This window comes from Tenericutes bacterium MZ-XQ (assembly GCA_002838205.1).
Classification (GTDB): domain Bacteria; phylum Bacillota_I; class Bacilli_A; order Acholeplasmatales; family Acholeplasmataceae; genus Mariniplasma.
The window spans coordinates 1,336,697-1,350,848 of record CP017950.1; the positions used below are offsets into that span (position 1 = coordinate 1,336,697).

The following is a 14,152-nucleotide window of genomic DNA, read 5'->3' on the forward strand; positions in this document are numbered from 1 at the left end:
TTATCATCCCTTTATGATTTGATCGTATAGTGTATTTGCTAAGTTTAGATATTTTTTAGCAAGCTCTTCAAAATCAAAGTGAAGAACTTCAGAAAGTCCAATCATTTGTTTTCTTAAGGCTACTTGGTGCCACTGTAAAGCTTGAAACATGCGATAAAATCTCACCATATCTTGTTCTTTTTTGGTTGCTTTTTTCTCTAAGTAAACATCTAAAAGTTCCAATGCATCTTCAAATTTAACATTACCAAAACTTGCTATATCGTAGTAAAACTCATTGAGTCCCGCATACTCCCAATCCAATAAATAGAGTTGATCTTTACCGATAACAATATTGGATCTTTGAGCATCATTATGACAAAATACTTTAGGCATATGTAGTCTTTCATTAAGATACATATCCACCCACTTTTTCTTTAAATCTAAATATAATTCAGAACGATTTTCTGTATATGTCTCATAAAGCTCTAATCGCTCTAAAAGACCATAATCTGATGCTGGTTCAATACCTGAGTGATGTAGTTTTTTTAACATTTTAGCAACATCTTTTAAATATGGGTGATAGTCAACTGAAGAAAGCACAGTACCTTCAACATATTTAGCTGCTTTTTCACCGGTGGATTCATCAAAATATACAGTTTCGTTATTCAAATGTAGTGGTTCAACCTTTTTGATATTTTCATGTTCAAAGTGTCTATTGACAAATAAATTACCATCCTTACCAATAACACGATATGTATATAATTCTCCTTTGATTTCAATCACATAAGTCAAATGGCTCATGCCACCTAAAAGTCTGTGTTTTATAATGACTTCTTCTTCAGATACATGAAATGCTTTTGCAGCTCTTTCTTGTATGAGTTTTGCATGTTCATCTTTCATAGTTCATAAAATGTGACTTGACCCTCATCATAAATTGCATAGCTTTTATGATAGTCACCTAACGCTCCTGGATTCAATATAGTTATTTGTGAGTCTTGATTTAAATACTTCTGATGCGTATGGCCAAATATAACCATATCGACTTCATGATATTGAGCTTTAATCATTAAACGATCTAACCCAAACTTCACATGTTCTTTATGTCCATGTGTTAATAGAATTTTTAAACCTTTTAAATCTAGTATTCTTTCATATGGTTCTTTCGAAAAGAAATCATTATTCCCTTTAACTGTAATCATATGATATCTTTCATAGATATGACTATCTAAACACAAATCTCCTGCATTAATATGATAATCAACATCTTTATGTTTTTTTGCAACTCCATCTAATCGTTCTATGTTTCCGTGTATATCACTTGTGATTAATAATTTCAAAAAGATCCCCCTTTACTTTTTTAAGTGCTAGACCTCTATGCGAAATTTCATTTTTAATCTTTGGACCTAATTCAGCAAATGTTTGATGATATCCATCTGGATAAAATATTGGATCATAACCAAATGCTTCTATCTCTTTAAGTTCATGCCCAATGGTTCCATGGACTTTTCCTTCATAAACCTTATATGTACAATCTGGAAAATAAATAACGATTGCTGCATAGAAATAAGCACGTCGATCTTCTACACCTTTTAATGCATTAAGTAATTTGATGTTATTATCATAATCTTTGCCATTTGCATATCTTTTTGAATGGACACCTGGCTTTCCATCGAGTGCATCTACACATAACCCAGAATCATCAGAAATCGCTGGCATATGATATTTTTTTGCAAAATATTTTGCTTTGATTAATGCATTTTTTACAAATGTTAACTCAGTTTCTTCAACTTCATCATCATCTTTTAAATCTTTAAGTGAGATCAATGTTATTGGAGTATCTTCAAAAATCGTTTTAAACTCTTTTATTTTGTGTTCATTTTGACTGGCTAATAAAATTTTAATAGCATTCACCCCTATTCATCTCTTTAATACTATATTATCACATTTTTTGTCATTAACGTATGAAATAAAGCCATTTTAAGTTATAATGATTTTGGGTGATGAAAATGGACAATAAGAAAGATATAATAGAATTTGAAGATTTGTTTAAAGAAGAAATTGAAAAAAGAAATGAGCCGCCAAAACCTGATAATATAATGAAATATATCAATACAATCATTACATATACTGTCATTATGTTTTTGCTCGGTGGTGTTATTTTTTTGATGATTCAAGGTATCCCAGAAGCAAATAAGACTTATACTAAGGATGAGCTCATATTGGAAAATATTGCTGCAGACACTTCAGGTGTAGGCCTCATGACTCCAATCATGTTTGATACATATGATCAAAATTATTCTGGATATGTTGATGCTTTATATACCTATCAAGGATACGAAATAATTTATAACACATCTAATCCTTATATAGAAGATTTACTACTCGTTAAAGATAACCAAAACAATGTTATAGGCATTAATGAGCAGGTTTTCTTAAGTATTTATGATGGTACAGAAAATCAAATTAATTACTGGGATCAAGAATCAACATTAGAAATAAATAGATATCAGCACAATGAACAATCTCTACCTGATTTTTTAGTGACTACTGACATCAATATGATTGAAAATGAGGCTACTGGAATTACAAGTTTTTATAGTGCATTATATCAATTTGCTCTATATGCGATCTTATTAGCTTCGATATTAGTGTTTATGAAAAATGATATCGTATATGATTTCAATCAATTTAAAACAGTAAAAAATCAATGGTTTGTTATACTCGCTACAGGTTATTTATATGTTATTTTAGCTAATTATTTATCTAGCTTCTTATCTAACCTTTTGAGTAGTAGTTTGAATATACCAGTTTCAGAGTCTGTCAATCAGATGACCATTGTTAGAATGCTTAACTCAAATGGTGTCGTTTTCATCGTTTTATCAGCTGTATTAATCGGTCCGATTGTTGAAGAACTTGTATTTAGAAAATCTATATTTGGCTTAATTAAAAACAATACAATTGCAATTGCTGTTTCATCTATTATTTTCGGAGCGATCCACTTAACAGCTGAAGCATCGATTGCTGAGGCATTGATTAACGGCATTAGCTATTTTGCAATGGGCCTTGTATTTGGATATATATACATCAAAAATAATAGAAATATTATTGCCCCAATAGCTGTTCATATATTGGTCAACTTAATTAGTGTTATTGGTAGTATTTTGCTTTTCTAAATAACGACATAAAAAAAATAGTTCATCACAAATGAACTATTTTTTTTATCCTTAAATATCTACTTCTTTTAGTAAGCCTACAAATAAATTTAAATGGTATTCTTTTGCATAGTCTAAAGCAGTCTTATTCAAACGATCCTTTTTCATAGGTACCCTATTATCAATAAGTTTTCTTAGATAAATGTGATCTCTATTTAAAACAGCGATGGATAAAGCCTGTTTTTCTCTTAGTCTTTCGTACTTCGGTGATTGCATATATTCACTTAAATAATTGAGTATATCTTTTTTATCAAAGATCATTGCTGTATCAATAGGTGATTCATATCTTCTGTTTTTGATATCTATATAAGCATCACTTGCAAGTAATAATCTTACCGTATCGATAGTTCCGAATCTTACTGCATTAAAAATCGGTGTTTCAAAGTGATCATTTAAAGCATTAGGATTTAAATTTTGATTGAGCAACATGTCAATCATCATAACATTATTCGTTTTTGTTGCATAATGTAGTAGGGTGTTATTATATATATCTTTAAGATAATAGTTTTGTTTACTTTCTTTAAGTATGTAGTCTATAACTTCATGCTTACCACCTAATATCGCGTAATGGACAGGATATTTATCTTCTTGCGTCTTTTTATTTAAATATGCACCTGATTCTATAAGCAATCTGATAACGTCAAATTCCCCTTTAAAACAAGCCAAATGAATAGGCATCTCACCTACTCTGTTTTCAACATTGACTTGTGCAAATTTAGCAATAAGTAGCTTGGCAATTTGCAACTTACCTTTTCTAGCAGCATCAAAGAGTGGAGTTTCACCGTGTTGATCAATCATGTTCACATTGATATCCATGCTTAAAAGATAATGAATAACATCCATTGCACTTCCTGTCACAGCGTAATGCAACAAGCTTTTCTTTTTTTCATCTATCATTTCCAAATGAGTCATATTAAGTTTGACGTAATCTAAATCATTTTGAGCAGCTTTGATAAATACATTCATGAAATCACCACCTTCTACCCTTATTTTAACCTAAAACTATTAAATTCTTACATTTTTATTAAAAAAAATGTCTATCGCTGGGATAGACAATCTTTTTTTATCTCTTATTTAACTGCTTCTTTTAGTAATTTTCCTGCTCTAAATGCTGGAGATTTTTGTGCAGGAACAGTAATCAATTCACCTGTACGTGGGTTTTTACCAGTTCTTTGTGCGCGATTTCTAACTTCAAACGTGCCAAAACCTGTAACAACAACTTTTTCTCCTCTTCTACCTAAAGTTTCAGCAACTGTATCAGTAAAAGCTTTCAATACTTCTTCTGCAACTTTTTGAGTCACATCTGCTCTGTTAGCAATAACAGAAATCAATTCAGTCTTATTCATTTAAATACCTCCTATAAATTGTCTTTATTTTATCAAATAAATCGTATTTTTGCAAATATTTATGTTTTTTATCCCCTAATTATTCGCTTAATGAAGCATTTTTGTCAAAAATCTTCAGATTTTAGGTCTCTTGACAATAGTTTTTGTAATCCTTTTTCTACTGGTAATTGATTATAAATGATATCAAATGCTGTATTAATCATCGGTAATTCGACATTATATTTGATAGATAAGCCATGCATAGCCTCTATGGTTCTGATACCTTCTATCGTCTGTTTTTGCTCTTTATAGATCTCATCTAAAGATATACCTAAACCTATTTTTTTTCCTGCAGTAAAATTTCTTGAGTGTTCTGAAGAAGCTGTAACAATGAGATCTCCAATACCTGTAAGACCAAATGCAGTTTCTTTTTTACCGCCCATAAGTTCAACAACACGAACGATTTCTACAATACCCCTTGTAATGACTGCTGCTCTAGCGTTTTCTCCAAGTCCAAGACCTGTACAAGCACCGGAAATCACAGCGATGGCATTTTTTACAGCACCACCGACTTCTGACCCAATTAAGTCATTGGATGTATATACTCTTAAATATGTATCATTTGAGAATGTTTTTTGAATTTTCTTGGCAAGCTTTTCATCAGTGCTTGCTGCAACCAACAATGTTAAATGTCTGAGTATAACTTCTTCTGCATGTGATGGACCTGTTAATGCAACAAATCCTTTATATTTAGATGTCTCAATTTCTTCTAAAACAATTTCACTAACCCGTTTTAATGTCACTGGTTCAATACCTTTAGAAACGTTTATAAAAACTGATGGTTGAACTATTTTTTGATTGAGTGTTATTAAAACATCTCTCATCACTTTAGTCGGAACTGATAGTATATAATAATTTGAAAACTGAATCACTTGATCCAAATCTGTAGTAGCTAAGATTTGATCAGGAAGTTTAGTATCAAAGAATGGATGTTTCTTATGGTTTATCTTATCAACATTTTCATTATTAATATCATAAATCATCACTTGATGACCATTATCGATTAGTACTTGGGCAAGTGTTGTTCCCCATGCACCTCCACCAATAATAGATAACTTCATATCTACGCCTTCTTTCTTAAGATCAGTTTAATTGGTGTACCTGTAAAATCTATTGCCTCTCTTAATTGATTTTGCAAATATCTTTCATAAGAAAAATGTACAAAATCAGGATTATTGACAAACATAACGAATGTCGGTGGCTTAATAGCAACTTGTGTTGCATAATTGAATTGTGCTTTTCCGTGATTAAATATTGGTGTTGGATTCATTGCAACTGCATCGTGCATTAAATCGTTTAGAATTGAAGTTTGAACTTCTTTTTGATAATTTTCATATGCCTTATTGATCGCTGGAAATATCGTGTGAATTCTATTGTTATCCTTTGCAGAGACAAAAACGATTTCTGCATAATCGATAAATTTAAATTCATCTCTGATATTGTTTTCCATTTTTTTCATGGTTTTTTCATCTTTTAAAACAGCATCCCATTTGTTTACAACGATGACAACTGCTTTAAACGCATCAGCAACATATCCAGCAACATGTTTATCTTGCTCAATAATGCCTTCTTCTCCATCAACAACTAATAAAGCAACATCAGATCGATCTAGTGCTGATAAAGCTCTTAAAACACTATATTTATCAGTGTTTTCATAGATCTTACCACGTTTTTTAATACCTGCTGTATCAATAACAACGTAATCTTTACGATCTTTTCTAAACTGTGTATCAATCGCATCTCTTGTTGTACCTGATATTTCTGATACAATGACACGTTCTTCACCTAAAATTGCGTTTGTCAATGAAGATTTTCCAACATTAGGTCTTCCTACAATACAAAAACGAATGATATCATCGTCATATTCAACTTCATCTTCAGACATGTGTGAAACTACTTTATCAAGTAAATCTCCAATACCAATACCATGCTGAGCTGATGTGGCAATCGGATCTGAAAAACCTAATGCGTAAAACTCATAAATGTTTTGAGCTTGATTGATATCATCAATTTTGTTTACTGATAGAATAACAGGTTTTTCAGTTTTATAAAGGAGTTTTGCAATATAATAATCACTATCTGTTAAGCCTACTTTTCCGTCTACGACAAAAAGAATCACATCGGCTTCATCCATTGCGATTTGTGCTTGAGCCTTGATTTGGTTTAAAAAAGGAGCATCGCCAATGTCGATGCCACCTGTGTCAATGACTCTAAAGTTTTTAGTTAACCATTGTGCTCGAGCATATAGGCGATCCCTTGTGACACCAGCCACGTCATCTGTAATCGAAAGTCTTTCACCGACGATTCGGTTAAACAAACTCGATTTCCCTACATTTGGACGGCCAACGATTGCTACTTTAAAAGGCATATTAAAACCTACTTTACTATTTCTTTAAATCGTCCGCAAATAAGTCCCCAATAGTGGTTGTTTCTGCTTCTTGATCATCTTCTAAATATTGTTCATATGATGCACGTTCTTGTTGTTCTAAAATACGCTTGATGGATAATTTTAATTGCCATTGATCTCTATTTGCATCAGTAATTACTGCTTTAACTTCATCACCAACTGCAAAATAATCTTCTGGTTTACCAATGCGTTCATTTGATAATTCTGATACGTGAATAAATCCTGTTGCGCCTTGAACCTCAACTTCAATACCATCTTTAGTTACACTTGTTACTTTAGCTGATACAACATCACCACGTTTAGCTGTGAAATTCTTCCAAGGATTATCTTCTAATGCTTTTTTAGATAAAGCAATACGTTCTTTTTTAGGATCCATTTGAATAATACTCAATGTAACTTCATCACCAATTTTAACAAATGATTCAAAATTGTCATTTGGATTCCAAGAAAACTCATTTTTATGTAATAATCCACGTACATCTTTAGCAACTTCTACAATAATACCAAATGGTAGTTTTTGGAATACAGTACCTGTAACAGTATCTCCAACTTTATGTGCTTCATAGAAGCTTTCATATGGTGTTGGTTCTAAAGCTTTCATTGATAAATCTAAACGATTACCTTCTTTTTTGATTACTTTAACTTCAATTTCTTGACCCAAAGATAAAACATCTTCGATTTTTTCAATACGGTGATGGCTTACTTGTGAAATACGTAGTAATCCAACAACATGATCAAAACGGACTGTTGCAGCATGTTTTTCAATTTTATCAACTGTACCTTTTAATACATCACCTGTATTAATATCTTCTAACTCATTTTGACGATCTTTTAATCTTTGTTCGTATGCTTCTTGTCTTTCTCTTTCAAATACAACTTTTCTTGATCCTACAATACGTTTAGAACGTCCTTTTCGAGTAGCTTCAATGATTTGGATTTCCAAAGTCTTATTCTTGAGAGCATCTTTATTTTCTAATAGATCGTAATCTAGTAGACTATATGGTAAAAATACCTCATGTCCACCATAATTTAAAATAAGGCCTTTATCTAATATTTTTTTAACTTTAGCTTTTACAGTTTCACCTGTCTCAACTAGAGCAGCGATTTCATCAAATTTTTCTTCAATTAAAAGAGGTAGTCGAGATAAGAGAATTTGTGCAGGATCATCAGTGATTTTTTGTACTTTTGCTTTTACTTTTTGTCCTTCTTTTATAAAACCAATAAAAGTATCTGGTGCAGGTTTATCATAATTATCTAAATGTATCTTACCTTCTGTGGTATATTGCACATCTAAATAAATAGTATTTTCTTCTACTTTGATGACCGTACCTTCTACGATTTGGCCTACCTTTAACATCTTAAACTCCATGTTTATTCTCCTTTTTGTCGGTTAATTCTATAATTTTATCAACCACTTCATCAATGGTTAAATACGTTGTGTCAATGATGATTGCATCATCAGCTTTTCTTAAAGGTGATTCTTTTCGAGTAGAATCTTTTTGATCTCTAACTACAATATCTTCAATCACTTTTGAGATGTTGAGATCTTTACCTTTTTCTTTATTTTCTTTATATCTTCTTTTTGCTCTCTCTTCAACGTTTGCAGTCAAGAAGATTTTCAAATCTGCATGAGGTAATACCACTGTTCCAATATCTCTACCATCCATAACGATATTGCCTTTTTGTGCAGCTTTCTTTTGTAAATCAACAAGTTTTTTTCTCACATATGGAAAACTAGATACCAGTGATACGTTATTCGTTACTTTTTCAGAGCGAATTGCTTCTGTAACATCTAAATCGTCTACGTATATTTTATCAAAATCATAATGGATATTCACTGATTCTAAAAAACGGTAAGAAGATTCAGTTTCTAAATCAACACCTAATTCAATCGCTTTTAAGGTTACAGCCCTATACATTGCGCCTGTATCAATATGTGTCCAATTTAGTTTTTTTGCAATACGTGCACTGATTGTGCTTTTGCCTGATCCTGCTGGTCCATCGATTGCGAGTTTAAATCCAGACATAAAGTTCCTCCATACAATCCTCATTATATCATATTTTAAGCCATTTTAATAGCATTTAATTCATTCTTTTTGCAATACTGTGTGCATAAAGTTTTTTAACTTCATGAATCTTTAAAGGTCGATACGTCCCTCTTTCAACACCATCTAGTGTTAAAAAATCATATCTTACCCGAGTAAGGTTCTTCACTTCATAACCTAAAGCTTCTATCATCTTTCTAACTTGTTTATTCTTTCCTTCAATTAAAGTCATTGATAATAAGGTCGATTGATGATCTTTATTCAGTTCAATTAATCTTACAGCTTTTGGTCTTGCGTGATAATTATTATCAATAGTGACACCTTTTCTGAGTTCAACTATTTTTTTTCTAATCACAATACCTTTGACTCTAACCAAGTATTCTTTTTCAATATGGTAAGAAGGATGAGTCATATGATTGGTAAAATCACCATCATTTGTTAAGAGTAATAAGCCAGCAGTATCATAATCAAGTCTTCCAACTGGATAAAGTCTTATATCTTGATGTGCAGGTTCTAATAGATCCATAATCGTTCTTCTGCCTTTATCATCTTTTACTGTTGATAAAAAACCTGTTGGTTTGTTTAACAAAAAATAAAGATGTTCAGCCAATTTGATTGGTTTGCCATCTACTTCTATATCATCTGTTTTATTCACTTTAAAGCCTAACTCTGTTATAACCTTACCATTGACTTTGACTCTACCTTCTAGAATCATTTCTTCTGATTTTCTTCTAGAAGCTATGTTTGCTTGCGCGAGAACTTTTTGTAATCTTTCCAATATCTATCACCTGTTTTATTATAGCATAGATTCGTATCAATTTCGAAACGTTTTTTACATTTTATAAATAAAAAAAGGGTTGCCCCTTTATTTATCTCTTGACACATATGAACCATCATATGTACTCACAATAATTTTTTCACCTTGTTCAATGAACATTGGTACTTTTACTAATAATCCTGTTTGCATAATCGCATCTTTTAAGGCATTGGTTTTTGTATCACCTTTGACTCCTGGAACTGTTTCAGTAACCTCTAAAACAACTTTATCAGGAAGTGTGACTCCTAAAATCTCTTGGTTGTTATAAAAGTTAACGTCAACCATCATCCCTTCATAGATAAACTTAAGTTCATACTCAATTTGATTACCAGGGATTTCAATTTGCTCATATGTTTCAGTGTTCATAAACACATGCATATCACCATTTGCATATAAGTATTGCATTTGGTTTTTGTCAATTTGTGCTCTTTCTACTTTTGTGCCTGCGTTAAATGTATAGTCAATGACTGCTCCAGATCTTAAGTTTCTTAGTTTTGTTCTAACAAATGCACTACCTTTTCCAGGTTTAACATGCATAAACTCAATCACTTGAAAGATATTGCCATCAAACATAATGGTTTGTCCAGTTTTAAATTCGTTTGTACTGATCATAATAAATAACTCCTTATTCGGTTTTTTTGCCGTTTTTATTATACACGAAAAAACAAGAATAGACAACAAAATGAAGCATTTTAAGTCATTATAATATACGTTTTATATGATTTATGCGAATTGGCTTTGATAAAGTTCAAAATAAAAGCCTTTTTGCTCTAGTAGTTCTAGGTGACTTCCTTGTTCGACAATATTTCCATCATGGACAACTAAGATGATATTTGCATTTTGTATTGTAGAAAGACGATGGGCAATCACGAAAGTTGTTTTGTCTTTCATCAGATTTAGCATCGCTTGTTGGATTTGAACTTCTGTATGCGTATCAACATTTGATGTTGCTTCATCTAAAATGAGCATTTTAGTTTTTGATAACATAGCTCTTGCAATGACTAAAAGTTGCTTTTGTCCTTTAGATATATTTAACCCTTCATCGGTTAAAACTGTATCATATCCTTGTGGCAAATGTTTAATAAATGAATGAATTCTGGCTTTTTTAGCAGCTTCTTCTACTTCTAATCTAGAAACATCACCGTTGCCATAAGCTATATTTTCGAAGACAGTACCATGGAAAATCCAAGTATCTTGTAAAACCATAGAAAATGATCGTCTAAGACTTGCTCTTGTAAGTTTTCTTATATTAATGTCATCGAGTAAGATATCACCTTGTTCAATTTCATAAAATCTCATTAAAAGATTTACAAGCGTTGTTTTTCCTGCACCAGTTGGTCCAACAATTGCGACGACTTGTCCTTGATTGGCATGTAGTGAAACATCTTTTAAAACTATTTGATTTTCAAGATAACCGAATGAGACATGATCGAGTTTGATATCTCCTTTTACATTTTGATAATGAACTGCATCATCTAGATCTTTTAATTCTTCGTCTTCATCAATCACTCTGAATACTCTTTCTGCAGCTGCAAGTGCACTTTGAATATCTGCTAAAATGTTACTCATCTGATTGATTGGACCTGAAAAACGTCTCGAATATAGTGTGAAGCTTGTTAGATTTCCCAAAGATAGACTGCCCATGAAGTAAAGTATACCACCAAAAACACCAACTAGTGCAACTGATAAGTTAGATACAAATCCGATAGAAGGCCCAACTGATGATGCATAATAACCAGCACGATAAGCTGCTTGGGTAGCTTCATCATTGATTTCATCGAATTTTTCCAAAACTGTTTCTTCTTGAACATAAGATTGAATCGTTCTTTGGCCAGTAATCATTTCTTCTGCAAACCCATTAAGTTCGCCTAGTTTTTGATTTCGATATCTAAATTGTTTTTTTACAATTTTTGATAATACTCGCGTAATCACAATAGATATTGGGAGTGTAATCGCAAATACTAATACCAAAATTGGTGACATGATAATCATCATAACGAAAGAGATAATCACGGTTATAGAACTTGTAAAAATATTGACAACATCTGTTGCAAGTGATGTATTAATCGTGTCAATATCATAACTCATTTTTGAAATAATATCTCCTGTTTGATTTTGATCAAAATAAGAGATCTTAACTCGATTTAACTTCGCAAATAAATCTTTTCTCATTTTATAGACGACAGATTGAGAAATCTTAACCATTGCTACTGCTAATATGTAATTGAGCAATGCGGAGATTCCGTAAAAGATAATCATTAGTCCTGCAAAGAGAAAGACTTTATCAAAATCAACACCATCTGTCATCGCATCTACAGTACGTCCAGTTAAATATGGACCAACAAGTGATAATACGTTTGCAACAATCGTTAAGAAGATTGCTAAAAACAGTTTTGCTTTATAATAATATAGATAATCCCAAAGTCTTCTTAAAACATATTTTTTGTTTCTTGCTTTATCAGAACCATCATTTCTTCCTCTAGATACTTTTCCTGCATACATCATGATGTTTCACCACCTAGCTGATATGTTGCGATTTCTTGATAAAGTTTGGACGATTTCATAAGTTCTTCATGTGTGCCTTTAGCAACAATTCTACCTTCATCAATCAAAAGAATTAAATCAGAATCTTTTAAGCTACTGATTCTTTGGGCAATAATGATCATGGTTGTATCTATAAGTTCTTTTTTTAGTGATTTTCTCATCTTTAAATCAGTTTGATAATCAAGAGCAGAGGATGCATCATCTAATATCATAATATCTGGATGACCTGCAACAGCTCTGGCAATTAAAACTCTTTGTTTTTGACCCCCTGATAAGTTCATGCCTTTTTGAGCCATTTTCGTCAAATGTTTTTCTTCTTTTTCATAAATGAAATCAGCTTGAGCAACTCTTGTTGCAAGCTCTATATCTTCATCACCTATTTTATTACGATTAAACTGAATGTTTCCATATATGCTATCTGCAAAAATCAAATCATTTTGGAAAACAACGCCAATTCTTTTTCTTAAATCGTTTTGTTTTAAATCTCTTACATCCTTACCATAGATTCTAATACTTCCCCTATCGACATCATAAAATCTCATCAAAAGATTAATGATTGTGGTTTTCCCTGATCCGGTTGCACCGATGATGCCCAGTGTTTGACCTTTATTGAGTTTAAATGAAACATCTTCTAAGTTTGCTTCTTTTTGATTATATGAAAAGCTTACATCATCAAACTCAATGTGAGGAACATTTAAATCTTCCTTAACTTCATCATAGCCATCTTTTAAATCTTCTGGCATATGGATAACTTCATAAATACGTTCTCCTGAAGCAGTTGCTCTTGAAGATAAAACAAATACTCTAGTTATACTCATCATCGCGTTTAGTATGATGGTAAAGTATGTTACAAATGCAATGATTTGCCCTTTTTCAGTCATACCGATATTTACTCTAAAGGCACCAAAAACAAGCACAATAACTAAACCTAAATTCATGACGGCTCTCATCATTGGGTTGATTCTAGCCATCGTTGTTGTTGCATGTAACTCCGCATCAACTGTTTCTTGATTCGCATGATCAAAACGATCCATTTCATGTTGATTCATAGAAAGTGCACGAACTACCCTAGCTCCTGTAATATATTCTCTTAAAGTTCTTACTAAGACATCTACTTTTTTCTGTGTCTTTTTATATAAAGGTATACCTTTTTTTGAAGTAAAATAAACAATGACCAAAATTAAAGGTAGCATTGATATCATGACTAATGTTAAAACAGCATCAAGTGATAGAGCAAGTAAAATGCCACCAATTAATAGAACCGGTGCTCTAACACCTAGTCTTTGCATGACTGCTGTAGCTCTATAAACATTATAGGTGTCAGTCGTCATTCTAGAAATCAAAGATGGTCTGGTTAATTGATCCACTTGATTAGCAGATAAATTTTCTATTTTCTTAAACAAATCATGCCTTAAGTCTTTGGTAGCAACTGCAGCAATATATTCAGCTTGTCTATTTGCAATCACGTTAAAAAAAAGTCCAACAAAAGCAATCACAACCATTAAAATTCCAGCTAGATAAAGTGGCATTAATGTTGGATTAGAAGCTTCTCTTAAATCCGGGATAATGACATCAATCATATAGGCAATGATCCATGGTAAAAATAAGTCTGCTAATGCAGCAATTGACTTTAAAGTTAGACTAAAGGTAAGTTTATATTTAAATGGCTTCAATAAGTTGAGTATGATCTTCATTCTATTCTACCTTCCATCATTATAATATAACATAGCTTGTACAAAAATAAAAACCAGAAAAAGAAAAAC

At 31.9% G+C, this 14,152-nt stretch carries 14 protein-coding genes; 1 reads left to right on the forward strand and 13 read right to left on the reverse strand.

From position 1 onward, the window contains the following. Window positions 1–3: 3 nt before the first annotated feature. Genes BK011_06535 through BK011_06545 form a run of 3 tightly spaced genes read right to left on the reverse strand, consistent with a single transcriptional unit; the run spans window position 4 to window position 1,881 of the window. The gene (locus BK011_06535) at window positions 4–879 is read right to left on the reverse strand and encodes a hypothetical protein (GenBank protein AUD65361.1); all 876 of its coding nucleotides are present in this window, start codon (window positions 877–879) and stop codon (window positions 4–6) included. Continuing rightward, on the reverse strand, window positions 876–1,316 hold the full coding sequence (locus BK011_06540; GenBank protein ID AUD65362.1) for a hypothetical protein: 441 nt from the start codon (window positions 1,314–1,316) through the stop codon (window positions 876–878). Before BK011_06540 ends, BK011_06535 begins: the two co-directional genes overlap by 4 nt. Next, the gene (locus BK011_06545) at window positions 1,294–1,881 is read right to left on the reverse strand and encodes a non-canonical purine NTP pyrophosphatase, RdgB/HAM1 family (protein ID AUD66160.1); all 588 of its coding nucleotides are present in this window, start codon (window positions 1,879–1,881) and stop codon (window positions 1,294–1,296) included. Before BK011_06545 ends, BK011_06540 begins: the two co-directional genes overlap by 23 nt. Before the next feature lie 104 nt (window positions 1,882–1,985). On the opposite strand from BK011_06545, the gene BK011_06550 reads away from it, so the two are divergent. Then, entirely contained in the window at window positions 1,986–3,152 is a 1,167-nt protein-coding gene (locus BK011_06550; GenBank protein AUD65363.1) for a hypothetical protein, read from the forward strand. Between the two features lie 51 nt (window positions 3,153–3,203). Here BK011_06550 and BK011_06555 read toward each other — a convergent pair whose 3' ends face one another. The 10 genes from BK011_06555 to BK011_06600 form a co-directional block, all read right to left on the reverse strand. Next, a complete protein-coding gene (locus BK011_06555; protein ID AUD65364.1) occupies window positions 3,204–4,157 on the reverse strand; it encodes a hypothetical protein in 954 nt (317 codons plus the stop codon). 104 nt (window positions 4,158–4,261) lie between these two features. Beyond that, complete coding sequence (locus tag BK011_06560) at window positions 4,262–4,537, reverse strand: integration host factor subunit alpha (GenBank protein AUD65365.1); 276 nt, start codon at window positions 4,535–4,537, stop codon at window positions 4,262–4,264. A gap of 104 nt (window positions 4,538–4,641) precedes the next feature. Further along, window positions 4,642–5,637 carry a hypothetical protein gene (locus BK011_06565; GenBank protein AUD65366.1) on the reverse strand — a complete coding sequence of 332 codons (996 nt, stop codon included), beginning with the start codon at window positions 5,635–5,637 and terminating at the stop codon, window positions 4,642–4,644. A 2-nt stretch (window positions 5,638–5,639) separates the two neighbouring features. Beyond that, window positions 5,640–6,944, reverse strand: a complete 1,305-nt coding sequence (locus BK011_06570) for a ribosome biogenesis GTPase Der (protein ID AUD65367.1) — start codon at window positions 6,942–6,944, stop codon at window positions 5,640–5,642. Window positions 6,945–6,960: 16 nt separating this feature from the next. Next, entirely contained in the window at window positions 6,961–8,352 is a 1,392-nt protein-coding gene (locus BK011_06575) for a hypothetical protein (GenBank protein ID AUD65368.1), read from the reverse strand. Continuing rightward, window positions 8,342–9,010 (reverse strand): cytidylate kinase, encoded by a 669-nt coding sequence (locus BK011_06580; GenBank protein AUD65369.1) that lies wholly within the window; start codon window positions 9,008–9,010, stop codon window positions 8,342–8,344. The genes BK011_06575 and BK011_06580 overlap by 11 nt, the downstream gene beginning before the upstream one ends. 55 nt (window positions 9,011–9,065) lie before the next feature. Beyond that, the gene (locus BK011_06585; protein ID AUD65370.1) at window positions 9,066–9,806 is read right to left on the reverse strand and encodes a hypothetical protein; all 741 of its coding nucleotides are present in this window, start codon (window positions 9,804–9,806) and stop codon (window positions 9,066–9,068) included. A gap of 87 nt (window positions 9,807–9,893) precedes the next feature. Next, window positions 9,894–10,457, reverse strand: a complete 564-nt coding sequence (locus tag BK011_06590; protein AUD65371.1) for an elongation factor P — start codon at window positions 10,455–10,457, stop codon at window positions 9,894–9,896. 111 nt (window positions 10,458–10,568) lie between these two features. Continuing rightward, window positions 10,569–12,350: an ABC transporter gene (locus tag BK011_06595; protein AUD65372.1), complete on the reverse strand. Its 1,782-nt coding sequence runs from the start codon at window positions 12,348–12,350 to the stop codon at window positions 10,569–10,571. Further along, window positions 12,347–14,083, reverse strand: a complete 1,737-nt coding sequence (locus BK011_06600) for an ABC transporter (protein ID AUD65373.1) — start codon at window positions 14,081–14,083, stop codon at window positions 12,347–12,349. The genes BK011_06595 and BK011_06600 overlap by 4 nt, the downstream gene beginning before the upstream one ends. Window positions 14,084–14,152 lie beyond the last annotated feature (69 nt).

Excerpts from the sequence above, each read along its gene's own strand:
- BK011_06550 (AUD65363.1), top strand. The coding sequence starts at position 1,986 with ATGGACAATAAGAAAGATATAATAGAATTTGAAGATTTGTTTAAAGAA.
- BK011_06565 (AUD65366.1), bottom strand. The coding sequence starts at position 5,637 with ATGAAGTTATCTATTATTGGTGGAGGTGCATGGGGAACAACACTTGCC.
- BK011_06560 (AUD65365.1), bottom strand. The coding sequence starts at position 4,537 with ATGAATAAGACTGAATTGATTTCTGTTATTGCTAACAGAGCAGATGTG.
- BK011_06570 (AUD65367.1), bottom strand. The coding sequence starts at position 6,944 with ATGCCTTTTAAAGTAGCAATCGTTGGCCGTCCAAATGTAGGGAAATCG.
- BK011_06555 (AUD65364.1), bottom strand. The coding sequence starts at position 4,157 with ATGAATGTATTTATCAAAGCTGCTCAAAATGATTTAGATTACGTCAAA.
- BK011_06590 (AUD65371.1), bottom strand. The coding sequence starts at position 10,457 with ATGATCAGTACAAACGAATTTAAAACTGGACAAACCATTATGTTTGAT.
- BK011_06595 (AUD65372.1), bottom strand. The coding sequence starts at position 12,350 with ATGATGTATGCAGGAAAAGTATCTAGAGGAAGAAATGATGGTTCTGAT.
- BK011_06575 (AUD65368.1), bottom strand. The coding sequence starts at position 8,352 with ATGGAGTTTAAGATGTTAAAGGTAGGCCAAATCGTAGAAGGTACGGTC.
- BK011_06535 (AUD65361.1), bottom strand. The coding sequence starts at position 879 with ATGAAAGATGAACATGCAAAACTCATACAAGAAAGAGCTGCAAAAGCA.
- BK011_06580 (AUD65369.1), bottom strand. The coding sequence starts at position 9,010 with ATGTCTGGATTTAAACTCGCAATCGATGGACCAGCAGGATCAGGCAAA.
- BK011_06600 (AUD65373.1), bottom strand. The coding sequence starts at position 14,083 with ATGAAGATCATACTCAACTTATTGAAGCCATTTAAATATAAACTTACC.